Annotated in this window: 18 protein-coding genes; 11 read left to right on the forward strand and 7 right to left on the reverse strand. The window is 73.1% G+C overall.

The genetic code is table 11. The features are described 5' to 3' along the window. Window positions 1-43: 43 nt before the first annotated feature. The 5 genes from ACGFS9_RS29075 to hemB all read left to right on the forward strand — a co-directional run bounded on the left by ACGFS9_RS29075 (window position 44) and on the right by hemB (window position 6,419). Complete coding sequence (locus tag ACGFS9_RS29075) at window positions 44-799, forward strand: redox-sensing transcriptional repressor Rex (protein WP_393257201.1); 756 nt, start codon at window positions 44-46, stop codon at window positions 797-799. Continuing rightward, window positions 796-2,502: a glutamyl-tRNA reductase gene (locus ACGFS9_RS29080; protein WP_393257202.1), complete on the forward strand. Its 1,707-nt coding sequence runs from the start codon at window positions 796-798 to the stop codon at window positions 2,500-2,502. Before ACGFS9_RS29075 ends, ACGFS9_RS29080 begins: the two co-directional genes overlap by 4 nt. After that, window positions 2,499-3,458 carry a hydroxymethylbilane synthase gene (gene hemC, locus ACGFS9_RS29085; RefSeq protein ID WP_393257203.1) on the forward strand — a complete coding sequence of 320 codons (960 nt, stop codon included), beginning with the start codon at window positions 2,499-2,501 and terminating at the stop codon, window positions 3,456-3,458. The genes ACGFS9_RS29080 and hemC overlap by 4 nt, the downstream gene beginning before the upstream one ends. Then, complete coding sequence (locus ACGFS9_RS29090; RefSeq protein ID WP_393257204.1) at window positions 3,455-5,158, forward strand: uroporphyrinogen-III synthase; 1,704 nt, start codon at window positions 3,455-3,457, stop codon at window positions 5,156-5,158. Before hemC ends, ACGFS9_RS29090 begins: the two co-directional genes overlap by 4 nt. A gap of 265 nt (window positions 5,159-5,423) precedes the next feature. Further along, window positions 5,424-6,419, forward strand: a complete 996-nt coding sequence (gene hemB, locus ACGFS9_RS29095; protein ID WP_393257205.1) for a porphobilinogen synthase — start codon at window positions 5,424-5,426, stop codon at window positions 6,417-6,419. Between the two features lie 23 nt (window positions 6,420-6,442). On the opposite strand, the gene ACGFS9_RS29100 is transcribed toward hemB, so the two are convergent. Further along, complete coding sequence (locus ACGFS9_RS29100; protein WP_393257206.1) at window positions 6,443-7,165, reverse strand: DUF4232 domain-containing protein; 723 nt, start codon at window positions 7,163-7,165, stop codon at window positions 6,443-6,445. 210 nt (window positions 7,166-7,375) lie between these two features. Here ACGFS9_RS29100 and ACGFS9_RS29105 point away from each other — a divergent pair, with 210 nt between their 5' ends. Next, window positions 7,376-8,788 carry a helix-turn-helix domain-containing protein gene (locus tag ACGFS9_RS29105; RefSeq protein ID WP_393257207.1) on the forward strand — a complete coding sequence of 471 codons (1,413 nt, stop codon included), beginning with the start codon at window positions 7,376-7,378 and terminating at the stop codon, window positions 8,786-8,788. A gap of 295 nt (window positions 8,789-9,083) precedes the next feature. After that, a complete protein-coding gene (locus tag ACGFS9_RS29110) occupies window positions 9,084-10,280 on the forward strand; it encodes a PLP-dependent aminotransferase family protein (RefSeq protein WP_393257208.1) in 1,197 nt (398 codons plus the stop codon). 44 nt (window positions 10,281-10,324) lie between these two features. Here the strand turns inward: ACGFS9_RS29110 and ACGFS9_RS29115 are convergent, their stop codons facing one another. Both ACGFS9_RS29115 and ACGFS9_RS29120 read right to left on the reverse strand, forming a co-directional pair. Then, window positions 10,325-11,203 (reverse strand): DUF4253 domain-containing protein, encoded by an 879-nt coding sequence (locus tag ACGFS9_RS29115; protein WP_393257209.1) that lies wholly within the window; start codon window positions 11,201-11,203, stop codon window positions 10,325-10,327. Between the two features lie 48 nt (window positions 11,204-11,251). Continuing rightward, window positions 11,252-11,509: a DUF397 domain-containing protein gene (locus tag ACGFS9_RS29120; RefSeq protein WP_393257210.1), complete on the reverse strand. Its 258-nt coding sequence runs from the start codon at window positions 11,507-11,509 to the stop codon at window positions 11,252-11,254. Between the two features lie 393 nt (window positions 11,510-11,902). Here ACGFS9_RS29120 and ACGFS9_RS29125 point away from each other — a divergent pair, with 393 nt between their 5' ends. Both ACGFS9_RS29125 and ACGFS9_RS29130 read left to right on the forward strand, forming a co-directional pair. After that, on the forward strand, window positions 11,903-13,795 hold the full coding sequence (locus tag ACGFS9_RS29125) for a P-loop ATPase, Sll1717 family (RefSeq protein ID WP_393257250.1): 1,893 nt from the start codon (window positions 11,903-11,905) through the stop codon (window positions 13,793-13,795). A gap of 32 nt (window positions 13,796-13,827) precedes the next feature. After that, entirely contained in the window at window positions 13,828-15,759 is a 1,932-nt protein-coding gene (locus tag ACGFS9_RS29130; protein WP_393257211.1) for a protein kinase, read from the forward strand. A 110-nt stretch (window positions 15,760-15,869) separates the two neighbouring features. On the opposite strand, the gene argS is transcribed toward ACGFS9_RS29130, so the two are convergent. Further along, window positions 15,870-17,639: an arginine--tRNA ligase gene (gene argS / locus ACGFS9_RS29135; protein ID WP_393257212.1), complete on the reverse strand. Its 1,770-nt coding sequence runs from the start codon at window positions 17,637-17,639 to the stop codon at window positions 15,870-15,872. A 145-nt stretch (window positions 17,640-17,784) separates the two neighbouring features. Here argS and lysS point away from each other — a divergent pair, with 145 nt between their 5' ends. Beyond that, on the forward strand, window positions 17,785-19,527 hold the full coding sequence (gene lysS, locus ACGFS9_RS29140; protein ID WP_393257213.1) for a lysine--tRNA ligase: 1,743 nt from the start codon (window positions 17,785-17,787) through the stop codon (window positions 19,525-19,527). Between the two features lie 91 nt (window positions 19,528-19,618). Here the strand turns inward: lysS and ACGFS9_RS29145 are convergent, their stop codons facing one another. From ACGFS9_RS29145 to ACGFS9_RS29155, 3 genes are all read right to left on the reverse strand, one after another. Beyond that, window positions 19,619-21,010 (reverse strand): DUF2637 domain-containing protein, encoded by a 1,392-nt coding sequence (locus ACGFS9_RS29145; protein ID WP_393257214.1) that lies wholly within the window; start codon window positions 21,008-21,010, stop codon window positions 19,619-19,621. Between the two features lie 163 nt (window positions 21,011-21,173). Continuing rightward, window positions 21,174-22,019 (reverse strand): DUF3558 domain-containing protein, encoded by an 846-nt coding sequence (locus tag ACGFS9_RS29150; RefSeq protein ID WP_393257215.1) that lies wholly within the window; start codon window positions 22,017-22,019, stop codon window positions 21,174-21,176. Window positions 22,020-22,166: 147 nt separating this feature from the next. Next, window positions 22,167-23,018 (reverse strand): DUF3558 domain-containing protein, encoded by an 852-nt coding sequence (locus ACGFS9_RS29155; protein ID WP_393257216.1) that lies wholly within the window; start codon window positions 23,016-23,018, stop codon window positions 22,167-22,169. A 202-nt stretch (window positions 23,019-23,220) separates the two neighbouring features. On the opposite strand from ACGFS9_RS29155, the gene ACGFS9_RS29160 reads away from it, so the two are divergent. Further along, complete coding sequence (locus ACGFS9_RS29160) at window positions 23,221-24,414, forward strand: RtcB family protein (RefSeq protein ID WP_393257217.1); 1,194 nt, start codon at window positions 23,221-23,223, stop codon at window positions 24,412-24,414. Window positions 24,415-24,507 lie beyond the last annotated feature (93 nt).

The following is a 24,507-nucleotide window of genomic DNA, read 5'->3' on the forward strand; positions in this document are numbered from 1 at the left end:
AACGTGTGGCCGCCCACAGCCCCGCTCTACCCGCAGGAGCACCGTGGCAACTGGCCGAACGCACCGACCGGCGACCCGCAGCCGAGGGATTCCCGAGGCCACCGTCGCCCGTCTTCCGCTGTACCTCCGAGCCCTCACCGCCCTGTCGGAACGCTCGGTGCCCACGGTCTCCTCGGAGGAGCTGGCCGCCGCGGCGGGGGTCAACTCCGCGAAGCTGCGCAAGGACTTCTCCTACCTCGGCTCCTACGGGACGCGGGGCGTGGGCTACGACGTCGAGTATCTCGTGTACCAGATCTCCCGCGAACTGGGGCTGACCCAGGACTGGCCGGTTGTCATCGTCGGTATCGGCAACCTCGGCGCGGCGCTGGCCAACTACGGAGGGTTCGCCTCCCGCGGATTCCGGGTCGCGGCGCTCATAGACGCCGACCCGGCCATGGCCGGGAAGCCCGTCGCCGGCATCCCGGTCCAGCACACGGACGAGCTCGAGAAGATCATCGACGAGAACGGTGTCTCGATCGGTGTCATCGCCACCCCGGCGGGAGCCGCCCAGCCGGTCTGCGACCGCCTGGTGGCCGCCGGAGTCACCTCCATCCTGAACTTCGCACCGACCGTCCTGTCCGTGCCCGACGGCGTCGACGTGCGCAAGGTCGACCTCTCCATCGAGCTGCAGATCCTCGCGTTCCACGAGCAGCGCAAGGCCGGCGAGGAGGCCGAGGCGCAGGCCGGTGCGGTCGCCCAGGCCGTGCGGGACGACGACAAGGGGCCCGACGGGGACCTTCCCGCGGTGATGCCGGCATGAGTCTCCTCGTCGTCGGGCTGAGCCACCGCAGCGCCCCGGTCAGCGTCCTGGAGCGGGCCGCGCTGTCCGCGGACGCCCAGGTCAAGCTGTTGCAGGACACCCTCGCCGCCGAGCCGGCCACCGAGGGCGCGGTCCTCGCCACCTGCAACCGGATCGAGCTGTACGCCGACGTGGACAAGTTCCACGCGGGCGTGGCGGAGCTGTCCACCCTGCTCGCCCAGCACAGCGGCGTGGGGCTGGAGGAGCTCACCCCCCACCTGTACGTGCACTACGAGGACCGGGCCGTCCACCACCTCTTCTCGGTGGCCTGCGGTCTGGACTCGATGGTCGTCGGCGAGGGCCAGATCCTCGGCCAGATCAAGGACGCGCTCGCCTCCGCGCAGGAACTGCACACCGCCGGGCGGCTGCTGAACGACCTGTTCCAGCAGGCCCTGCGGGTCGGCAAGCGCGCCCACTCCGAGACCGGCATCGACCGGGCCGGGCAGTCGCTGGTCACGTTCGGCCTGGAGCAGCTCTCCGCGGGCCGCGCCGTCGAGGCGTGGGCCAAGGGCAAGCGGGCCCTGGTGATCGGCGCGGGCTCGATGTCCTCGCTGGCCGCGGCCACGCTCGCCCGCGCCGGAGTCGGCGAGATCGTGATCGCCAACCGCACCCGCGACCGCGCCGAGCGCCTCGCCGAGATCCTCTCCGGCGGCGACGACACGGACGTGCTGGCCCGCGCGGTACCGATGGACGCGGTGCCGGCCGAGCTGACACGTGCCGACATCGCCGTCTCCTGCACCGGCGCGACCGGACTCGTGCTGACCGCCGACTCCGTCGCCGCCGCCGTCGAAGGCCGCACGGGCAGCCCCGCCGCCGTACGCGACGAGGCGCCCGCGCACCCCGGCGGCCGGCACGCGGCCACCGGCGCGGGCGCCGACGACGGCTGCCCGCTGGACCTGTCCGCCGTGCAGGGCGCCACCGGCTTCTCGGTCCTGGGCGAGGCCGCCGTCGCCGGCATGGACGCGGCCACCCTGGAGCAGCACGCCGCCTGGGTGGACAAGGGCACCGGCACCGACGAGCGCCGCGACAGCCGCGGTACGCCCGACGGCGACGCCGACCTCATCGGCGCGCTGGCCGCCGCGGCCGCGACCCTGGGCCGGGTCCCCGAGCGCCGCCGGCCCGAGCCCGTCGCCCGCGAGCCGCGCCCCGCGCCGGCCCTCGCGCTGCTCGACCTCGCGATGCCCCGGGACGTGGACGCCGCCGTGCACCGGCTGCTCGGGGTGCGGCTGGTCGACATCGAGTCGCTGGCCGAGGCCTCCGCGGACGCGCCGATGGCCGCCGACGTCGACCGGGTCCGCGGCATCGTCTCCGACGAGGTCGCCGCGTTCGGCGCGGCGCAGCGGGCCGCCCACATCACCCCCACCGTCGTGGCGCTGCGCGCCATGGCCGCCGACGTCGTCGCGAACGAGATCGCGCGGCTGGACGGGCGGCTGCCCGACCTCGACGACAAGCAGCGCGGCGAGATCGGTCAGACCGTGCGCCGGGTCGTCGACAAGCTGCTGCACGCTCCGACCGTACGGGTCAAGCAACTGGCCGCCGAGCCCGGCGGCGCCGGGTACGCGGACGCGCTGCGGACCCTGTTCGACCTGGACCCGGAGACGGTCGCCGCCGTCTCGCGGGCCGAGAACAACACCGAGAACGCCAAGAACCGAGGGCGAGCATGAGTGAGCAGGCTTTGAGGCTCGGGACCAGGCGCAGCAAACTCGCCATGGCCCAGTCCGGGCAGGTGGCGGACGCCGTGAGCCGGGCGACGGGACGGCCCGTCGAGCTCGTGGAGATCACGACGTACGGCGACGTTTCCCGCGAGCACCTGGCGCAGATCGGCGGTACGGGCGTCTTCGTGACCGCCCTGCGCGAGGCACTGCTGCGCGGGGAGGTCGACTTCGCGGTGCACTCCCTCAAGGACCTGCCGACCGCGCAGCCGGACGATCTCGCGCTGGCCGCGGTGCCGGTGCGCGAGGACGTGCGGGACGTGCTCGTCGCCCGTGACGGGCTGACCTTCGCGGAGCTGCCGGACGGCGCCCGGGTCGGCACCGGCTCGCCGCGCCGCATGGCCCAGCTGAACGCGTACGCGCGCAGCCACGGCCTGAACATCGAGACGGTGGCCATCCGCGGGAACATCGACACCCGCGTCGGATTCGTCCGCAGCGCGGAGCTCGACGCCGTCGTGCTCGCCGCCGCCGGACTCAACCGGATCGGCCGCATCGACGAGGTCACCGACTTCCTGTCGGTCGACACCGTTCTGCCCGCCCCCGGCCAGGGGGCCCTGGCGATCGAGTGCGCCGCGGCTGACGCGGACCTCGTCGCCGCGCTCGGGGAACTCGACGACCCGCTCACGCGGGCCGCCGTGACCGCCGAGCGATCCCTGCTTGCCGCCCTGGAAGCCGGCTGCAGCGCTCCCGTGGGCGCTTTCGCCGACTTGCAGGCCGACGGGCAGATTGTCAAGGAAATGCGCCTGCGCGGCGTCGTCGGGACGACCGACGGCTCGACGCTGGTGCAGCTGTCCACCACCGGTCCCGTGCCCGAGACACATGACCAAGCAATGGCGCTCGGCCGTGAACTCGCCGCCGAGATGCTTGCCAAGGGCGCGGCCGGTCTGATGGGGGAGCGAGCACTTTGAGCCCCACCAACCTTCCCGCCGGTCCGGACCACGGGCACGTCACCTTCCTGGGTGCCGGACCCGGAGATCCAGGGCTGCTGACACTGCGCGCCGTCGAGGCGCTGGCGAACGCGGACGTCCTCGTCGCCGAGCACGACGTGCTCGACGTGGTCCGCGTGCACGCCAGACAGGGCGTCGCCGTTCTGGACACGGACCCGGCCACGTCGCCGGACCCGTACCCGAGTACGGGCACACCTCAGCTGACGGTGGTTGACGGCACGTCAACAACCTTTGGTGACCCCGCGTCGAGGGACGCCGCCAATCTTGTCATGACGGCCGCACGGGGCGGCAAGCGGGTCGTGCGTGCGGTGTCCGGGGACCCGGGACTTGATACGTACGCCGCGGAGGAAATGCTCGCCTGCGCCGCAGCGGGTGTTCCGTTCGAGGTCGTGCCCGGCATCTCCGCCGCCGTCGGGGTGCCCGCCTACGCGGGTGTCCCGCTGCGCGACGCCGAGGGCGCGGACGTCCGCTTCGTCGACGCGCGGACCGCCTCGGACCGCTGCTGGACCGAGGTCGGGGCCTCCGACGGCACCGTGGTGGTGTCGGCGACACTCGACTCGGTGGGCGCCGCGGCGGGCGAGCTGGTGGCCTCCGGCCGCAAGCCCGACACCCCGATGGCGGTGACCATCGCCGGCACCACCACCCGCCAGCGCACCTGGTCCGCGACCCTGGGCACGATCGCCCAGACGCTCAAGCAGGCGAAGGTGCTGCCGTCCCCGGACGGCGGCCGGCCGGTGATAGCCGTGGTCGGTGAGCGTTCCGCCGCCGCCCAGCGCGACCGGTTGTCGTGGTTCGAGTCCAAGCCGCTGTTCGGCTGGAAGGTCCTCGTGCCGCGGACGAAGGAGCAGGCGGCGTCGCTCTCCGACCAGCTGCGGTCGTACGGGGCCGTGCCGCACGAGGTGCCGACGATCGCCGTCGAGCCGCCGCGCACCCCCCAGCAGATGGAGCGCGCGGTCAAGGGCCTGGTCACCGGCCGCTACGAGTGGATCGCCTTCACCTCGGTGAACGCGGTCAAGGCCGTGCGCGAGAAGTTCGAGGAGTACGGGCTCGACGCCCGTGCGTTCGCGGGCATCAAGGTCGCCGCGGTCGGCGAGCAGACCGCGAACGCGCTGATCGCCTTCGGCGTGAAGCCGGACCTGGTGCCGAGCGGCGAGCAGTCGGCGGCGGGTCTCCTGGAGGACTGGCCGCCCTACGACCCGGTCTTCGACCCGATCGACCGGGTGTTCCTGCCGCGCGCCGACATCGCCACCGAGACGCTGGTGGCCGGGCTCATCGAGCTGGGCTGGGAGGTCGACGACGTCACGGCGTACCGCACCGTGCGCGCCTCGCCGCCGCCGGCCGACACCCGTGAGGCGATCAAGGGCGGCGGCTTCGACGCGGTGCTGTTCACCTCGTCGTCCACCGTGCGGAACCTCGTCGGGATCGCGGGCAAGCCGCACAACGTGACGGTGATCGCCTGCATCGGCCCCGCGACGGCCAAGACGGCCGAGGAGCACGGACTGCGGGTCGACGTGATGGCCCCGGAGCCGTCCGTGCACAAGCTGGCCGAGGCGCTGGCCGACTTCGGGCTGCGGCGGCGGCTGGCCGCGCTGGACGCGGGCGACCCGGTCACCCGGCCCAGCGAGCGCCGGCCGGGCTCCCGGCGCCGCCGGACCACCTGACGCCGGCGGGGGCGGGCCGGGCGCGGAGGCGCCCGGCCCGCCCCCGTGCCGTCTCCCGCCGTCCCCGGCCGCGGGCCCTTCGCCGGGTCGCGCTCGGCGCCCGGTCCCGGGCCCCGGGCCCGAGCCTCGGGGCCCGCTCCCCGAACACCTTGAGGGAAGCGGCACCGGCCGCCGCCGGAGGCCGGTGTTCCGGGCCGGTCGGCGGACCCCGGGTCCGACACGGCGTCGGCATGGGCGCCCCCGGGGCGGGCGTAGCGTAGACGGCATGTCGAAGTACGGATCCTTCCCCGGTACGCGTCCGCGGCGGCTGCGCACCACGCCCGTCATGCGCCGGATGGTCGCCGAGACCCGGCTGCACCCCGCGGACCTCATCCTCCCCGCGTTCGTCCGCGAGGGCGTGAGCGAGCCGGTGCCGATCGACGCGATGCCCGGGGTCGTGCAGCACACCCGGGACAGCCTCCGGAAGGCCGCCGTGGAGGCGCTGGAGGCCGGCGTCTCCGGCATCATGCTGTTCGGCGTTCCCGAGGAGGCCCGCAAGGACGCGGTCGGGACGCCCGGCACGGACCCGGAGGGCATCCTCCAGGTCGCCCTGCGCGACGTCCGCGCCGAGGTCGGCGACGAGCTGCTCGTCATGTCCGACCTGTGCCTCGACGAGACGACCGACCACGGGCACTGCGGGGTGCTCGACGAGCAGGGCCGCGTCGACAACGACGCCACGCTGGAGCGGTACGCCGAGATGGCCCAGGTGCAGGCCGACGCCGGCACCCACGTCGTCGGCCCCAGCGGCATGATGGACGGCCAGGTCGGCGTCATCCGCGACGCCCTCGACCAGATCGGCCGCGAGGACGTCGGCATCCTCGCCTACACGGTCAAGTACTCCTCCGCCTTCTACGGCCCCTTCCGGGAGGCCGTCGGCTCCTCGCTCAAGGGTGACCGCAAGACGTACCAGCAGGACCCGGCCAACGCGCGGGAGGCCCTGCGGGAGCTGGCGCTCGACCTGGAGGAGGGCGCCGACATGGTCATGGTGAAGCCGGCGGGCCCCTACCTCGACATCCTCGCCCGGGTCGCCGACGCGTCGGACGTTCCGGTCGTGGCGTACCAGATCTCCGGCGAGTACGCGATGATCGAGGCCGCCGCGGAGAAGGGCTGGATCGACCGGGACAAGGCGATCCTGGAGTCCCTCACCGGCATCAGGCGGGCCGGCGCGCAGAACATCCTCACGTACTGGGCGACCGAGGTGGCCCGCACGCTGTCGCGCTAGCGCGGCGGCCCGCCCGCCCGGCCTCAGTACGAGAGCGCGGTGTCCAGGTCCTGCTGCCAGTACGTCACAGTGAGCGTCTCGTCGACGTACACGCCCTTCGCGGGCAGCGCGGGACGGGCGCCGCCGTTCGCGCCGCGGTCGCCGAAGAGGACCTCCAGGGTCCTGGCGGTGTAGCCGTGGACGCCGCTGCCGTCGGCCGCCGACAGCACGACGCCCGCGTAGCCGGACTCGCCGGGGGCGAGGGTGACGACCGCCTGCGGGTGGGTCTCCTCCGCGACCGGCGGGACCGCCTGGGCCTCGCCGAAGCGGACGATCGGGTAGCCCGTCAGGTCGCAGGTCCGGGAGCCCTTGTTGGTGACCGTGAGCAGCAGGTGGTTCAGCGGGCGGGAGACCACCGTCGCGGTCGTGCGGGTGGTGGCGGCTCCGCAGGCCGGGTGCCGCGTGCGGGTCCCGCCCGACGAGCCCGCGGAGCCGGTGGCGCCGGCGGCCGTCGACCCCGCCGTGCCCCCGCTGGTCTTCCCGGTGCCGTTCGCCGTGCCGGCGCCGGTGCGGGTGCCCGCTGCGCGCGCCGTCGTGGCGGCGCCGGACGTCCGGCCCCGGTCTCCGGGCCGTGCCGAGGAGTGGGTTCCCGCGGACGCGCCCTCGTCGCGGACCCCGTCCGCGGTGCCGCACGCCGTGAGGGCGAACGCGGCGACCGCGATCGTGGACGCGGCGAGCAGACGGGTGCGGGTCGTGCGTGCGGACATGGGTGTTCCCCCTGGGGAGTCGTCGGTGTCACGGCCGCTCGATCGGTCGGCGGGAGCGGCGTGCTTGGATGGCGAAAGCCTGCGCGGTGATCCGTCCCGCCCGCCACACCCGGCGGCCGATACGGGACGCTGGAACGCCGGAACAGGCTCTGACCTGCGGTGACGGAAGGTTCCTGGAACGCGGTCCGGGACACGGGGGAGGGAGAAGCGGTGGCGGGGGACGAGTTCGCGGCACTGCTCCGGGAGCTGAAGGAGCGGTCCGGCCTCAGCTACGGGGCGCTCGCCGGACGGCTGCACGTCGGTACGTCCACACTCCACCGGTACGTCAACGGCGACGCCGTACCGGCCGACTACGCGCCCGTCGAGCGCATGGCCCGCGTCTGCCGCGCCACCCCCGAGGAGCTGGTCGAGCTGCACCGGCGGTGGGTCCTGGCGGACGCGCTGCGCGGGAGGAAGGGCGCCGCGACCGGGACCGGGAGCGGTACAGGCGCGCACGGCGACGGGTCGGCCGGTGTCCCGGCGGACACGGTCGCGGCGGACGGGCCCGCGGACGGCGGGGACGGCGGCGGGGACGGTACGGCGTCCGGCGGGGCGGCGGAGGCGGCGGAGGCCATGGACGGCGCGGACGGCGCGGACGCGACCGGTCGCGGGGGACCCGAGTCCGACGCGACCGGGCGGGCGCGTCCCGGGTCCGGACGAACGCGAAGCCGGCGGGCCGCGCTGCTCGCCGCGGCCGGTGCCGTCGTCCTGGCCGCGGCCGTCTCCACCGCGGCCGTGCAGCTCGGGTCGGGTGGCGGCGGGGAGCCCCAGGACGACGGCACGGCCCGCGGTGCCCCGCCCGCCGCACGCCCGGACACCCCGGGCGGCACGCCGACGGCGCCGCACCGCTCGGCGACGGCCTCCCCCTCGCGCCACCCCGGCCCCGGGCCCTCCGGCACCACGGGCGGCGGCGCGGCCGACACGGGCGGCGCGGGCGACGGCGCCGCCACGAGCGGTTCGGCCGGGCGCGGCGAGGACGGAGTCGGCGCACCGGTCGTCGTCGTGGACCCGTACCGGTGGGACGGCCCGTGCGGGCAGCACTATCTGGTGGACCGGCCCGCCCGGCAGGTGCCCCCGCCGCCGGAGCCGGCCTACGCGCGCGGCTGGGCGACCGCGCTCGGCGGAGTCCCGGGCGGCGAGCAGATGATCGCGCTGACCGTGCAGGGCACCGGGAAGGCCACCGTCGTCCTGGAGGCCCTGCACGTGCGGGTGCTCGGCAAGGGCGCGCCGCTCGCCTGGAACGACTTCGCGATGGGCGTCGGCTGCGGCGGTGGCGTGGAGACGAAGTCCTTCACGGTGGACCTGGACGCCGCACGGCCGGTGACCGGGCTCAAGGGCGGGCAGCGCGACTTCCCGTACAAGGTCAGCGAGTCCGACCCCGAGGTCTTCTACGTGGTCGCCGGCGCGCGGGCGCACGACGTGCGGTGGTACCTGGAGCTCGACTGGTCCAGCGGGACCCGCACGGGGACCGTGCGGGTCGACGACCACGGCGAGCCGTTCCGCACCAGCGGGAACGCGGGACGGCCCGCCTACGACTACCCGCTCGGCGGCAGCGCGTGGGGCAGGGCCGCGCCGCCCGGCTGACCGGCATCGCCAACCCGCCCCGGGGCGGCGTTCGTTCGCCGGTGCGGGCGCCGCTCCGCGCACCGCGCCCGTCCGCCGGGGCGCGGACCCCGACGGGTGCCGGGCGTCGGGTGCCGAAGTGGCGCGGGCCGGCGCGGGCCCGCCCGTCCGGATGCCGGAATCGACGGGTGTAGACGGCACTCATCCGCCTAGGGTGCGGTCGGGAGCGGTCCCCGGGCGACGGGGCCGCCGCCCACGGGCGCCGCGGGGGACCCGCTCCCGCGGGGCCTACGCCCAGGAGACAAGGAGCGTCACCGTGACCGTCACCGATCCCGCCGCCGTGCCCCCGCTCGCCGCCCGCGCGACCGCGATCGGCGGCTCGCCGGTACGGGACATCCTCGCGGTCACCGCACGCCCCGAAGTGATCAACTTCGCGGGCGGGCTCCCCGCACCGGAACTGTTCGACGCGGCCGGGATCGCCGCCGCCTACCGCGACGTCCTCGCCGAACAGCCCGCCCGCGCCCTCCAGTACGCGACGACCGAGGGCGAACCGGCCCTGCGGGCGGCCCTCGCCGAGCGGACCGGCGTGCGCGGGCTGCCGACCGCGCCGGACGACATCCTCGTCACCACCGGCTCGCAGCAGGCGCTCTCCCTGCTCGCCACGGCGCTGCTGGAGCCCGGCGACACCGTCCTCGTCGAAAGCCCCTGCTATCTGGCGGCACTTCAGGCGTTCGCCTTCGCGGGAGCCCGCATCCTGGCCGTGCCCGGCGACGAGGACGGCCTCGACCCCGCGGCGCTCGACACCCTGGTCGCCCGGGAGCGGCCCAAGCTCCTCTACACGGTGCCCACCTTCCAGAACCCGACCGGCCGCACCCTGCCCGCCGAACGCCGCGCCGCCGTCGCCCGCGTCGCCGCCGAACGCGGCCTGTGGATCGTCGAGGACGACCCCTACGGCGAACTGCGCTTCGAGGGCGAGCGCGTCCCGTGGATCGCCTCCCACGACGGCGCCGGCGACCGGACCGTCCTGCTCGGCTCGTTCTCCAAGGTGATGGCACCCGGGATGCGCCTCGGCTGGCTGCGGGCCCCCGGGCCGCTGCTGCGGGCCTGCGCCGTCGCCAAGCAGGCCGCCGACCTGCACACCCCGACCGTCAACCAGCTCGCCGCGGCCCGGTACCTGGCCGACCGCGACCTGGACGCGCACGTCGCCCGGGTCGCCTCCGTCTACCGCGAGCGGCGCGACGCCATGCTCGCCGGGATCGGCGCCGCCCTCCCGGCCGGATCGACGTGGACCCGGCCGGAGGGTGGCATGTTCCTCTGGGCCCGGCTGCCCGGGGCGTACGACACCACGGCCCTGCTGCGCGGTGTCGTGGACCACGGCGTGGCCTACGTGCCCGGGGCACCCTTCCACGCCGGCCCACCGGAGACGTCGACGCTGCGCCTGTGCTTCGTCACGCAGACCCCGGCCGAGATCGCGGAAGGGCTGCGCCGCCTCGCCGCCGGCCTGCGCGGCTGACCCCGGCCGCCCTCACGGCGTCCGCCGGGGTCCGGCCGGGCCGGTCAGTCCCACCAGAAGGACCACACCGGCTCGTTCAGCACCTCGGCCTCCGCATAGGCCCGCAAGCCCGAGTGGCGGCCCTGCGTGATGGTGTCCGGGCAGAAGGCGAAGTGCTCCGCGGCGACGGCCTCGGCCTCCGCCATGGTCGTGGGCGGCGCGGCCACGGACACCACCAGCTGGTCGAAGGTCAGCGCCACCACCCGTATCCCGAAACGGTCCTCCCAGGACCGCAGCACCGCGCACAGCCGAGCGACGTCGTTCTCGTGGTTCAGGGGTCCGGTCCAGCCGATCGCCGCCGGGACGTCCGCGCTGCGGCGCGCCGGGACGAGCGCCAGCCGGGGCTCCTTCAGCCAGGAGCCCCGGTCCCCGAGCACGTCCGCGATCTCCGCCGCGCGGGCGTCCGGGTCGGCCTCCAGGGGCGGGGCGGCGGCCGGCCCCGGCCACGCCGGACCGAACGGGGCGACGGTCTCCTCGTGGGGCAGGGGCGGGCCGAACAGGCTCTCCGCGGCCTCCCGCCCCGGCTGCTCCCCGGCGCCCTCCAACTCGTCCGCCGCGTAGTCGTCCCAGAAGCCGGCCAGCACCTCGTCGGCGTCGTGGTCACCCGCGTAGGACATCGCGCCGGGCATCAACTCCCATTGTCCGACGCCCTTCTGCGGTCCGCCGACGTCCAGCAGCACGGGCAGCAGGCCGAGTGCGCGGGAGGAGTTCAGCGCGCTCCACGCCCCGGCGGCGGGCCGCTCCTCGGCGTGCCACAGCAGTGGTTCGGGCCACGTCCCGTCGTGGGTCGCGTCGATCAGTCTCCCGGCGGGGAGGTCGAGCCCGAGCGTGCGCCCGCTCGGGTCTGCCGCCAGCCGCGGCAGCGGATTGGGAAGAGTCGCCATGCCGGTGACTGTAGGAGCCCCCACTGACAACGGGGCCGCCCCGCTCTCCTACCGGGCCGCGGTGAAGGCGGCCCAGGCGCGCGCCGAGACACGGAGGCCGGGCTCCGCCGGGTTCTCGGCGTCACGGAGGTGCACGGCGGTCACCGTGCCGGCCGGGGACCGACCGGTACGGGGCGGGCCGACGACGTGTTGCTCCGCGCCGGCGAGCTCGCGACCGACGCCCTCGTGCACGCCGTGCCGCCCGGACGGCACTTCCGCATCTTCCTGCGCGACGACGGCGGCACCGTCCTGCGCGTCGCGGTGCACGACGGCGGGCCGGGGACGCCGAGGATCGCCCTACCGGGCCGACGAGGGCGGCCGGGGACTGCCGCCGGTGGCCGCGTTCGCCGACCGGTGGGGGGCGACGGAGGGAACCCGGGCACGGCCGTGTGGTGCGAGTCCGGCGGGCGCAACGCCCCCGACGCCGCCGCGGCCGGATCTCGTCGGCGGCGGGAGGGACGCTGGTTGCACTACGACGCCTGCCCCCGCACTCCGAGCCCGCCCCCGAGGTGCGGGAGCCGCGAGGGGTCCGCCCGTCGTTCTCATCCGTACGAGGTCGCGACGGGCGGAACCGGCAACAGGCCCTCCTCTGTCCACAGCAGTGGATAGCGTGGGACAGGCGACCGTGGGCAACGGTCCAGGGGCAGGGGGGTGCCTGAGATGTCTGTGCTGGAGCAGTTGCACTTCGGTCGGGAGGACGCCGAACGGGATGTGCGGGACGGTCTCCTCCTCCGCGGAGGTTTCCTGCCGACGGCGGCCTACCGCGCCGCGGTGAGCGGGCGCAAGATGCTCGTCATCGGCCGCAAGGGCTCCGGCAAGTCCGCCATCTGCATGCGTCTCGTGGCGGAGAACGGTCACAGCCGAGGCAGGGCGCTGGTCAGTCCGGACGAGGCGGCCGGGGAGGAGATCAGGCGGTTCGAGCTGCAGGGTCTGCCGGGTGACTCCGCCAAGGCGCTGGTCTGGCGCTACCTCTTCGCGGTGCATGCCGCACGGCACGTCGTGGCGCACGCCAGGGCCGAGCACGACGAGAAGAAGGACTCGGTCAAGACCCTGGCCCGCTTCCTGAAGCAGAACGGCGAGTCCCCGGACGGCGACGGCCAGGAACTGACCCGCGGGGTCACCACCATGCTCAACTCGCTTTCGCTGGAAGCCTTCGGGGTCAAGGCGAGCGTCGACCTGAACGGGCAGCCCGTCTCCGAGGGAGCCCGGGCGAGCCGGCAACTGGACGTCCTCGAGAAGGGCGTGGCCCGGGCCTTCGCGGACCTGGCCTGCACGCCCGGGCATCCCCCGCTGCTTCTGATGGTGGATCAGCTGGAGCTGGTGTGGTCGGCGGAGCCCGACAGCAACTCGATGGTCATCGGCCTGCTCCTCGCCGCGAAGCATGCGGCGAGTCTCTACGGGAAGTCCGTGCGGCTGCTGCTCTTCCTGCGGTCGGACATCTACGACTCGCTCTCGTTCGGCGAGGGCGACAAGTTCCACGGTGACGAAGTGCGCATCGTGTGGAGCGAGCAGGCACTGCGCGAGATGGCTCTGGCCCGGGCGCGGGCCTCGGTCGGTCCGCTGTTGACCGAGGAACAGCTCTGGCGGGACATCTTCCCCGTGTCCGTGGACGGTGAGGACACGGCCGAGTATCTGTTCAGCCGATGTCTGCCGCGGCCGCGCGACGCCATCCAGTTCCTCAACCTCTGCCAGGAGACCGCACACCTCACGCACGGGCGCGAGCGGATCACCGAGGCCGACGTGCGGCAGGCGGGCCGGCAGTTCTCGGACTGGAAACTCAAGGACCTCGGCCTCGAATACCTGGTGTCGCATCCCTTCCTGAAGCATCTCTTCCCGCTGTTCCAGAACACCGGATACGTCGTCACGCGCACCGCGCTGGGCGGCCGGCTGGCCACCGCCGCGGACACGCTGCACCGATTGTTCCCGGCGTACGGCGACGCGCTGACGCTCGACGGGATCATCGACACCCTCTACGGGGTCGGCTTCCTCGGCGTGCGGCGGGGGAACGACGTGGTGTTCGCCGGCAGGGACGACCTGCCCGTGCAACCGCACGAGAGCGAGTTCCACATCCACCTGTGCTTCCGTGCGGCCCTCGGTTCCACGACCGCCATCGACATCCGCCGATACGAGGCGGGCCGTGCCGTCTCGCGCATCGCCCAAGGGACCATCAACGCCGGGGTGGTGCTGAACACCGTGACCAGTCGGGAGGACCGGCTCGACCGAGCGGTGGTCCGGTCCTGCCACTCCATCCTCGCCCGGGTGGAACGGGCGGTGGAACTCGACCAGGGGGCCCAGGACGAGATCCGCCAGCAGGTCCGTCGGGTTCTGGACGACGCCACCCGCCTGACGGAAGCCTCCGGAAGGGACGCCGAGAACGAACTCTTCGGCACGGCGCACTACTTCACCGGCCTTGCGGCGGAACTCCGGATGAGCGGACTGGCCGGAACCACGGGGTCCGCGGGGGTCGCGTCCTTCATCGACGAGGAGGCTCGCCGGCTCCGTCGACTGGCCGGCGGTTCCTTCGGCACGTCCGGTGGTTCGAGTGGCTCCTGACCGGAACCGCGGGCAGTGAGGGGTTGGGGGCGATGATGGAGGACGTGCTGATCGACGACCGTTTCCGGATGCGGAGACGGATCGGCTCGGGCGGGATGGGCGAGGTCTGGTCGGCACTGGACGAACGGATGCGGCGCTCCGTCGCGGTCAAACTGGTCCATGCCCCGTACGGCATGGAGGAGGCCGAGACCATGGCCCGCTTCCGGCGGGAGGTGCAACTGGCGGGCCGGCTCTCCCATCAGAACATCGTCACGGTTCACGACTGGGGTGAGGTGGTTCGGCCGGGCCAGCGGCCGCTGCTCTACCTCGTGATGGAACTCGTCCACGGTGTCTCGCTCAGAGAGCGGCTCAAGGAGTCCCCGTCCGCGTGGCCGCAGGCTGTCGGCTGGGGTCTCCAGATCGCCCGGGCCCTGGCCACGGCCCACCAGTTCGACGTCATCCACCGTGATGTCAAGCCGGCCAACGTCCTCCTCGCGGTCGACGGGAGGATCAAGGTACTGGACTTCGGGGTGGCCAAGTTCGTGGGCGACACCCTGACCGCGCACGAACTCACGGTCACCGGAGCCGTCCTGGGGTCTCCGCCGTACATGTCTCCGGAGCAGGCCCTGGGGACGCGGGAGATCGACCACCGCAGCGATCTGTACTCGCTGGGCTGCCTGCTCTACCACGCGGTCACCGGCCGGCCCCCGTTCGTCGGTTCGGGCATGCTCGCCGTGCTGCGCATGCACATGGAGGACGCACCGACACCGCCCGCCGCGCTGGTCGAAGACCTCCCCGAGGCGCTGAACGAGATCATCCTCCGCCTCCTCGCGAAGCGCCCGGAGGACCGCCCGGCGTACGCGGCCGACGTGCACCAGGCGCTGACCGCGGTGCTTGTCGACCAGGCCGTCCTGACGGAGGGGCGGCAGGTCGTGGCGTCGGCGGTGGCGGACCACCACGACGTGCTGGGAACACACCTTCTGCAGCGGGCCGGAGACCTGTGGTCCCGTACGGCGCGGGACACCGACCGTGTTCGCCGGGAGTCGGAGGCCCTGATGTCCGACAGCAAGGAGGAGGCCGGGCGGATCATCGGAGAGGCACGGAAGACGGCCGAGGAGATCCTGGCCGACGCGGCGGACGAAGCGCGTCATTCCGTCGCCGAGGCGAAGGGCCAGGCGGCTCACCTCATGGCGCAGGCCGAGACGGAGGCGGAGTGCCGCACGGCGGAGGTGGCCGGCCTCCTCGCCGCCGCCCGGGCGCGGGCCGAACACCTTGTGGCGGAGGCCCGAGCCGAAGCCGACCGGTTGCTGAAGGACGTCGCCGCCGAGGTCGGGCTACTCGGCGCCGAGGCCCGGCGCGCCTCGGGACCGCCGGCGGCCGGGGCGGGCCGCGGGGAGCGGGAGGCACCGGCGGGATTCCCGCCGGGATTCCTCGCCTCCCCCGGCGAGGGGGTTCTCGCGCCCGCGTCGTCGTCGGCCGGCACGAGCGACCTGCTGCTCGGCACGGGCGCCGAGCGGCCCGCGGGCCTCGCGTCCCTCGGGCACGCCGGGTTCGAACTGGTCCGCCGGGGTTACGACCGTGACGACGTGGACAAGCGCATCGCACTCGTCGTCGACGCCTACGAGCGCAGCATGGCCCAGGTGACCTATCTGGAGGGCAAGATCAAGGACGAACTCGCCCTGCTGAGCCGGAGCCCCTACTCCAGCCGGGCCCGCCGTCTCCTGCAGCACGGTTCCCAGCAGCTCGACGCCTGTTTCCGGCGTCAGGCCGACCGGGAGCGAAACGCCGTCACGCTGCTGCACGGTGAGGCGGACCCGCCGTACCCCTTCGCCCTGGTACGTCGCGGTTACGATCCGCGGCCCGTGGATCACCACGTGACCCGGCTGGAGGCGTTCCGGCAGGCCGCGGCGGAGAGTCAGGGCACCTTGCGGGGGCTTCTGGCGTGGTTGCGGTCGCACGGGCCGCAGCCGCCCGGAAAGCCGTGACGGCAGGCGTCCGTCCGCGGCGGCGCGTCGGAACGGCCGACGGCCCCGGCGCGGCGGTGGTGTCACCGCCGCGCCGGGGCCGTCCGAGGTGCCGCGCCTGCGGCCGGTGCTCAGAGCCGCTCGGGCGTCCTGATCCCCAGCAGGGACATGCCCTGGTGGAGGGTGCGGGCCGTCAGGTCGCAGAGGAACAGGCGGTTCTCCGCGACCTCCTGGGCCGGGGCCGGCTTGATGACCGGGCACTGGTCGTAGAACGTGGTGTAGAGCGAGGCCAGTTGGTAGAGGTACGCCGCCAGCTTGTGCGGCGCGTACTCCGCGGCGACCTCCTCCAGCGTCTCCCCGAACCGGTCCAGGTGCAGGCCCAGGGCCCGCTCGGCCGGGGCCAGTTCCAGCTCCGGGTGGGCCGCCGGCGTGCGGTCGCCCGCCTTGCCGAAGATGGAGCGGATACGGGCGTAGGCGTACTGGAGGTACACCGAGGTGTCGCCGTTCAGCGAGACCATCTGGTCCAGGTCGAACTTGTAGTCCCGGACGGCGGAGGTCGACAGGTCGGCGTACTTCACGGCGCCGATGCCGACGTACCGGCCGTTCTCCTCGATCTCCGCCTCGCTCAGGCCCACCTTCTCGGCCTTCTCCCGGACCACGGTCGTGGCCCGGTCGATCGCCTCGTCGAGCAGGTCCACCAGCCGCACCGTCTCGCCCTCACGGGTCTTGAACGGCTTGCCGTCCTTGCCCAGCACGGTGCCGAACGCGAGCTGGTGCGCGGTCACGTCGTCGTTCAGCCAGCCCGCCCGGCGTGCCGTCTCGAAGACCATCTTGAAGTGCAGCGACTGCCGGGCGTCCACCACGTACAGCAGGGTCGACGCCTTCAGGCCGAAGACCCGGTCGCGGATCGCGGACAGGTCGGTCGCCGCGTAGCCGTAGCCGCCGTCCGACTTCCTGACGATCAGAGGGACCGGGTTGCCGTCCGGGCCCTTGACGTCGTCGAAGAAGACGCACAGCGCGCCGTCCGAGCGGACCGCGACACCCGATTCCTCCAGCAGCCGGCACGTCTCGTCCAGCATGGCGTTGTAGCCGGACTCGCCGACCACGTCCGCGTCCCGGATCTCCATGTCGAGCTTGTCGAAGACCGAGTAGAAGTAGATCTTCGACTCGTCCACGAACTTCTGCCACAGGGCCAGCGTCTCCGGCTCGCCCGCCTGGAGGTCCACCACCCGGCGCCGCGCCCGCGTCTTGAACTCCTCGTCGGAGTCGAAGACGGTCCGCGCCGCCTTGTAGAGGCGGTTCAGGTTCGACATGGCCTCCTCGCCGGAGACCTCGCCGCCCTGGTGGTCCAGCTCGTGCGGGTGCTCGATCAGGTACTGGATGAGCATGCCGAACTGGGTGCCCCAGTCGCCGATGTGGTGCCGCCGCACGACGGACTCGCCGGTGAACTCCAGGATCTGCACCACCGCGTCGCCGATCACCGCGGACCGCAGGTGGCCGACGTGCATCTCCTTCGCCACGTTCGGCTGGGCGTAGTCGATCACCGTCGTGCCGGGGTGCTCCGCGCGGGGAACGCCGAGCCGCGCGCCGTCGGCGTACCGCTCCGCCAGGTTCCGGACGATCGCGGAGTCGGCGACCGTGACGTTCAGGAAGCCGGGCCCGGAGACCTCGACGTCCTTGATCAGGTCGCCGGACGTCACCTTCCCCACCACCTGCGCCGCCAGGTCGCGAGGGTTCGCCTTCGCCTTCTTCGCGAGGGCGAGGATGCCGTTGGCCTGGAAGTCGGCCCGGTCGCTTCGGCGCAGCAGCGGGTCCGCGGAACCGGCCTCCGGCAGGGCTGCCGAGAGGGCGTCCGCGAGGCGCTGGTGGACGGAAGCGGTGAGGGACGTGACCGAGGCCATGGAGTGGCTGCCGTTCTAGTCGGGTTCCAGGGTTCCTGCGTACAGGAAAGCCAGTATCCCACGCGGTGAAAAGCCGTTTTCGCGGTTGCGGGCCGAGCTGGGAGAATGGTCCGGTCAGCCGTACTGGCGTATGAGAAAGAAGGACGTGCCGATCGTGGCTCAGAGCACCGAGACCACCGACTGGGTCTCCCGTTTCGCGGACGAGGTCATCGAGGAGTCGGAGCGTCGGGCCCCGGGCAAACCCGTCGTCGTCGCGTCCGGTCTCTCCCCGTCCGGCCCGATCCACCTCGGCAACCTGCGCGAGGTCATGACGCCGCACCTGGTCGCCGACGAGATCCGCCGCCGCGGGCACACCGTGCGCCACCTGATCTCCTGGGACGACTACGACCGCTACCGCAAGGTGCCGGCCGGTGTCGCGGGCGTCGACGCGTCCTGGGCCGAGCACATCGGCCGGCCGCTGACCTCCGTCCCGGCGCCCGAGGGCTCGGCGTACCCGAACTGGGCCGAGCACTTCAAGGCCGCGATGACCGAGGCGCTCGCCGACCTCGGCGTCGAGTACGACGGGATCAGCCAGACCGAGCAGTACACCACGGGCGCCTACCGCGAGCAGGTCCTGTTCGCGATGAGGCACCGGGGTGACATCGACGCCATCCTGGAGCAGTACCGCACCAGGAAGGCGCCCGCGAAGAAGCAGCAGGGGCAGAAGCCGGTCGACGCGGCCGAGCTGGAGGCCGCCGAGGGCTCCGGCGCCGCCGCCGAGGACGACGGCAGCTCCACCTCCGGGTACTACCCGTACAAGCCGTACTGCGGCCGGTGCGGCAAGGACTTCACGACCGTCACGTCCTACGACGACGCGACGACCGAGCTGACCTACACGTGCACCGCCTGTGACTTCTCCGAGACGGTCCTGCTCAGCGAGTTCGACCGCGGCAAGCTCGTCTGGAAGGTCGACTGGCCGATGCGCTGGGCGCACGAGGGCGTGGTCTTCGAGCCCAGCGGTGTCGACCACTCCTCGCCCGGCTCCAGCTTCCAGGTGGGCGGGCAGATCGTCGGCCTGTTCGGCGGGAAGCAGCCCATCGGGCCCATGTACGCCTTCGTCGGCATCAGCGGCATGGCCAAGATGTCCAGCAGCAAGGGCGGGGTGCCCACCCCGGCCGACGCTCTCCAGATCATGGAGCCGCAGCTGCTGCGGTGGCTGTACGCCCGCCGCCGGCCCAACCAGTCGTTCAAGATCGCCTTCGACCAGGAGATCCAGCGGCTGTACGACGAGTGGGACAAGCTCGCCGGCAAGGTCGCCGACGGGTCCGTGCTGCCGGCGGACGCCGCCGCGTACAGCCGCGCCGTCGGCACCGCCGCCGGGGAGCTGCCCCGCACGGCCCGCCCGCTGGCCTACCGCACCCTGGCCTCCGTCGCCGACATCACCGCCGGCGCCGAGGACCAGACGCTGCGCATCCTGAGCGAGCTGGACCCGGCGAACCCGCTCGGTTCGCTCGACGAGGTCCGCCCCCGGCTCGACAAGGCCGAGACCTGGATCAACACCCAGGTCCCCGCCGAGGAGCGCACGGTCGTGCGCGGAGAGCCGGACGTCGACCTCATCACGTCCCTGGACGAGCGGGGCCGCGAGTCGCTGCGCCTGCTGCTCGACGGGCTGGAGCGCAACTGGTCCCTGGACGGCCTGACCCATCTCGTCTACGGCGTTCCCAAGGTGCAGGCCGGCTTCTCCGCCGACGCCACCGCCAAGGAACTGCCCGCCGAGATCAAGGTCGCCCAGCGCACCTTCTTCGCGCTGCTCTACCACCTGCTCGTCGGCCGCGACACCGGCCCGCGCCTGCCCACGCTGCTCCTCGCGGTCGGCCAGGACCGGGTCCGCAAGCTGCTCTCCGCCTGAGGTCCGCCGCGGTGACGCGGAAGGGGGCGCCCGGTGTTCTTAGGGCGCCCCCTTCCGCGTGCCCGGCCGTCGTCGGCCGGGCCGGTGCGGCCTACGCGATGTGGTCCTCCTCCAGCTCCGCGTTGAAGCGGTTCTGGAAGCGCTCCGTGAGGTTCTTCAGCGCGCTCGGGCTCAGCGTCGTGCCGTAGGTGGCCTCGATGTTGTCGCCGAGGACCCGCGGCGTGGGGAAGCTGCCGTCTATGGACTGGCGGAACACCTGGTAGTACGCCTCCTCCTGGGCCTTCTCGTCCGGCACCGGCGCCGGCACCGGGACCGGCACCTGAGCCGGCACCTCGGACTGCTCCTCGCGCGGGGCGGGGATCGGGAGCTGCTCGGGCTGCGGGGCGTGCCCCTCGCCGAGCTGGCGGGTGCGGCCGGGGCCCGCCGGGATCGGGAAGGTGCCCGTCTCCTCGGGGCCCGGCTCGTACGCCTGCGCCTGCTGCTCCTCGTACCACTGCCGGTACTGCTCCTCCGGCACGTACGACGGGTCGTAGCCGCCCTCGTAGGCGATGTCCTGGGGCGGGGAGAACCAGGGGCTTCCCTCCGGCTCCGGCTCCGGCTCGGGCGGCCGGGGCGCCTCGTCCCGGGGCCGCTCCTGCGCGCGGGCGCGGGCGGCGGCCTCGGTCCGGTCCCCGGCCGGCGGCTCCGCACCGGCCGGGGCGGGGTGCGCCGCCAGCTCCGGCCGGCTCGCCGCGGGGGCGGCGGCCGGCAGCTCCGCCGCCGTGGCCGCGGGCGCCGGCGGCAGCAGGGCCGGCTCGATGCCCGCCGCGGCGAGCCCGGAGGGGGCCGTCTCGGCGAGCGGGACGCCGTAGCGCGCCAGGCGCAGCGGCATCAGCGACTCGACGGGGGCCTTGCGGCGCCAGCCGCGGCCGAAGCGGGAGTGCAGCCGGGCCTGGTAGACGAGGCGGTCCTGCTCCAGCTTGATGACCTGCTCGTAGGACCGCAGTTCCCACAGCTTCATCCGCCGCCAGAGGAGGAAGGTGGGGACGGGGGAGAGCAGCCAGCGGGTGAGGCGGACGCCCTCCATGTGCTTGTCGGCGGTGATGTCGGCGATGCGGCCGATGGCGTGCCGGGCCGCCTCGACGGAGACCACGAACAGCACCGGGATCACGGCGTGCATGCCGACGCCGAGGGGGTCGGGCCAGGCGGCGGCGCCGTTGAAGGCGATCGTCGCGGCGGTCAGCAGCCACGCGGTCTGCCGCAGCAGGGGGAACGGGATGCGGATCCAGGTCAGCAGCAGGTCCAGGGCGAGCAGGACGCAGATGCCCGCGTCGATGCCGATCGGGAAGACGTAGCTGAAGTTCCCGAAACCCTTCTTGATCGCCAGCTCACGGACCGCCGCGTACGAACCGGCGAAGCCGATCCCGGCGATGACGACCGCACCGGCGACGACCACGCCGATGAGTATCTTGTGCATCCGAGTCAGCTGGATGGGCGCGGACACCTGTACTCCCCTCCCCTTGCGTGTTGTTGCGCGCAACAGAGTGGCACATGTGTGCGGCCTCCGGGTGCCCGGCATGCGAGGAGCCCAGCACCCTGCGGCGCCGGGCTCGCGCAACGGTCCTGCTCAGAGCGGAAGTTGGGCTTCCGCACCCGGCGCGGTCCGCTCAGTCGTCCTTGGCCGCCGACTTCGACGCCGACGGGCTCGCGGACTCGCTCGTGCCGGAGGACGGCTTCGCGGAGGAGCCCTTCGACGGGGAGGAACTGCCCGAGCCGCCGTCCTCGTTCGCCGCGGACACCGCCGCCACGGCCTCCTTCGCGGCCTTCTGCGCCGCCTTCAGCAGGTCGCCGGAGTCGGGCGTCTTCTCGCCCGCGAGGCCGGCGCCGTTGTAGTCGACCGTGACGACCACGTTCTCCACGCGCGCCACGACCGTCTGCTGCTTGAAGGAGCCTTCCTTCTTCTTCAGGTCGTAGTGCACGGCCGTCGCCTCGTCGCCCGTCCCGGCGACCGCGGCCGACTTGGCGCCCTTCGCGCCCTCCACCGCCTGCGCGCCCGCGACCTGCTTGCCGTAGTACGCGTGCGCCTGCTCGTCGCCCGCACCGCGCGCGTCCGAGTCGAAGCGCAGCAGCGCCACGTTCAGCCAGCGGAACTGCGAGCCCTTGACGCCGTTGTTGTCGAGGCTGCTCCAGTTGCAGTTGCCGCGCTGCGACGCGTCGTCCGACGTGCCCTTCTTGCCCGACGCCTTCGCCTTCGGCACGAGATCGCCGAGCGTCTTCTTCGACAGGACCGAGCACGGCTGGGGAAGCGTCGCGTACGCCGCGGGCTTGACGGCGGGTGCCGTGGGGCTCGCGGACTTCTTCGCGTCCGGCGTCGCGCTCGCGCCCTGGTGCGCGTCCGAGCCGGAGTCCGAGGAGCAGCCCGCGGCGACGAGGACCGCCGGGACGGCGGCTGCGCTGACGAGGATGCGGGTGAGTCGCGGTGCTCGGCCTACTCGCTGTACTGGTCGGTGCATGGTTCCTTCACTCGTGGCGCTCGTGGTCCGGCCGCACACGGCACGTGCGACCGGTCGGGTCCGAGGGGCCACGGTACGCGGTGATCCGCCGGGCCGGTTCCGGTTCGGGCGGTTCGCGCACGGGCGCCCGAGCGGGCCGGCGATCCGTCAGCCGTCGAGCCGGCCGGCCAGCTTCGCGGCCAGTTTCCGGGCTCTGTCCTGCATTTCCTCGCTGTTCGGGGTGCTCCCGGAAGCCGTCGGCTGCTCCGCGTACTCGATCGTCACGATGACGTTCGACGTGCGGAACACCACAGTCACCGTGCGCTGTCGGGCGGCCGAGGAGCCGGTGCCGAGGGTGTCGTCCAGGAACGCCTGGTCCGCCAGGTCGTCCAGGACGCGGGGCTGGACCGCGGCGGGAGTCCGCGTGGGGGAGGGGGAGCCAGAGGGCGCGGGGTCGGAGGCGTCCGCGCCGTCGTCGCCCGCGTCGTCACCGCCCTTGCCGGCGGCCCTGCTCGGGGTGGCCGTGGAGTCGTCGGTGCTCGACGGGGAGCCGGTGCCGGAGGCCACGGGCTCGGGAAGGTCCGCCGCCGTCTCGCGGGTGGTGTAGAGCTCCTCGGCCTTGCCGTCGTCGCTCACCGCGTTGTCGTACGACACGACCCGCTCGAAGTCGATGGAGAGGCGGTCGGTGGCGGAGGCCGACTCGACCTTCCACGTGCAGCCGTCCCGGCGGTCGGTGTCGTAGGTGAGCGCGGCCGCGCCCTGGTACGCCTTCTCCTGCTGCGCGGGGTCGGTGAGCTGTTCGACGCCGGGGAGCAGCGCGTCGAGCGTGTCGTGGTCGACGGCGCCGCACGCCTCCGGGAGGGTGCGGTACTTCCCCGGCTGGGCCGCGGCGGTGGTCGTGCCGGTGTCGCCGCCCTTGGAGTCGGCCGGTGAACCCCCCTCGTCCGAGGCGCCGGTGCAGCCCGCCAGCAGGGCCGCGAGGAGCACGGCCGCGCCGGGTACGTACGCCTTCCGCTGCACGGTCAGGCTCCTCTCGACGGTTTCCCGGGGTGCTTCGGCCCGGGTGTCCTGTGGTTATTCGGTTGCCGCACGGGGGCGGCCCCTGGAGACAATGTGTATCGCACGCGCAGCCGTGGACGCCGGTCCGTTGTCCCAAACGTCGACCTAGGCGCCGGTTTTGCGATGTGAGGCTTCTGTTACTTTCCGGGGGATCGAGGATGATATGTCGTATGTAGAGATGCCGGGGGCCAAGGTTCCCATCCGCATGTGGGCCGACCCGGCGTCGGTCGAGGAGGGCGCGCTGCGCCAGCTCCGGAACGTGGCGACCCTGCCGTGGATCAAGGGACTCGCGGTCATGCCGGACGTCCACTACGGCAAGGGCGCGACGGTCGGCTCCGTCATCGCGATGCGGGACGCGGTGTGTCCCGCGGCGGTGGGCGTCGACATCGGCTGTGGCATGTCCGCGGTCCGCACGTCCCTGACGGCCGAGGACCTGCCGGGCGATCTGTCCCGTCTCCGCTCCCGGATCGAGCAGACGATCCCGGTCGGCCGCGGCATGCACGACTCCCCGATCACCCCGGACGCCTTCCACGGCCTGCCCACCGCGGGCTGGGACGACTTCTGGGGGCGGTTCGACGGTGTGGCCGATGCGGTCAAGTTCCGTCAGGAGCGGGCGCTGAAGCAGATGGGAACGCTCGGATCCGGAAACCACTTTGTCGAAGTGTGCACGGATACGACCGGTTCTGTCTGGCTCATGCTGCACTCCGGATCCCGGAACATCGGCAAGGAACTGGCCGAGCATCACATCGGCGTGGCCCAGAGGCTCCCGCACAACCAGGGCCTCGTCGACCGGGACCTCGCCGTGTTCGTCGCGGACACGCCGCAGATGGCGGCCTACCGCAACGACCTGTTCTGGGCGCAGGAGTACGCGAAGAACAACCGGACGCTCATGATGGCGCTCCTGAAGGACGTGGTCCGCAAGGAGTTCAAGAAGGCGAAGCCGACCTTCGAGCCGGAGGTCAGCTGCCACCACAACTACGTGAACATCGAGCGCTACGACGGCATGGACCTGCTCGTCACCCGCAAGGGGGCCATCAGCGCCCGGGCCGGTGAGTACGGGATCATTCCCGGCTCGATGGGCACCGGTTCGTACATCGTGAAGGGCCTCGGCAACGAGAAGTCCTTCAACTCCGCCTCGCACGGCGCGGGTCGGCGCATGAGCCGGAACGCCGCGAAGCGGCGCTTCTCGACGAAGGACCTGGAGGACCAGACCCAGGGCGTGGAGTGCCGCAAGGACTCCGGCGTCGTGGACGAGATCCCGGGTGCCTACAAGTCGATCGAGAAGGTCATCGACCAGCAGCGCGACCTCGTGGAGGTCGTGGCCAAGCTCAAGCAGGTCGTGTGCGTGAAGGGCTGAGTCGCGAACAGGGGTGACCTGCCGAAAGGGCCCGAGCCGTCTGTGGCTCGGGCCCTTTCGCGCGGGTGCTCGGGGAGCCACCAGGCGCGCCCC

The organism is Streptomyces sp. NPDC048566 (assembly GCF_043199735.1).
Classification (GTDB): Bacteria; Actinomycetota; Actinomycetes; order Streptomycetales; family Streptomycetaceae; genus Streptomyces.

Bases quoted from the DNA above. Each gene is read 5' to 3' on its own strand.
- ACGFS9_RS29080 (WP_393257202.1), top strand. From the start codon at position 796: ATGAGTCTCCTCGTCGTCGGGCTGAGCCACCGCAGCGCCCCGGTCAGC.
- hemC (WP_393257203.1), top strand. From the start codon at position 2,499: ATGAGTGAGCAGGCTTTGAGGCTCGGGACCAGGCGCAGCAAACTCGCC.
- hemB (WP_393257205.1), top strand. From the start codon at position 5,424: ATGTCGAAGTACGGATCCTTCCCCGGTACGCGTCCGCGGCGGCTGCGC.
- ACGFS9_RS29100 (WP_393257206.1), bottom strand. From the start codon at position 7,165: ATGTCCGCACGCACGACCCGCACCCGTCTGCTCGCCGCGTCCACGATC.
- ACGFS9_RS29115 (WP_393257209.1), bottom strand. From the start codon at position 11,203: ATGGCGACTCTTCCCAATCCGCTGCCGCGGCTGGCGGCAGACCCGAGC.
- ACGFS9_RS29125 (WP_393257250.1), top strand. From the start codon at position 11,903: ATGTCTGTGCTGGAGCAGTTGCACTTCGGTCGGGAGGACGCCGAACGG.
- ACGFS9_RS29130 (WP_393257211.1), top strand. From the start codon at position 13,828: ATGATGGAGGACGTGCTGATCGACGACCGTTTCCGGATGCGGAGACGG.
- argS (WP_393257212.1), bottom strand. From the start codon at position 17,639: ATGGCCTCGGTCACGTCCCTCACCGCTTCCGTCCACCAGCGCCTCGCG.
- ACGFS9_RS29150 (WP_393257215.1), bottom strand. From the start codon at position 22,019: ATGCACCGACCAGTACAGCGAGTAGGCCGAGCACCGCGACTCACCCGC.
- ACGFS9_RS29160 (WP_393257217.1), top strand. From the start codon at position 23,221: ATGTCGTATGTAGAGATGCCGGGGGCCAAGGTTCCCATCCGCATGTGG.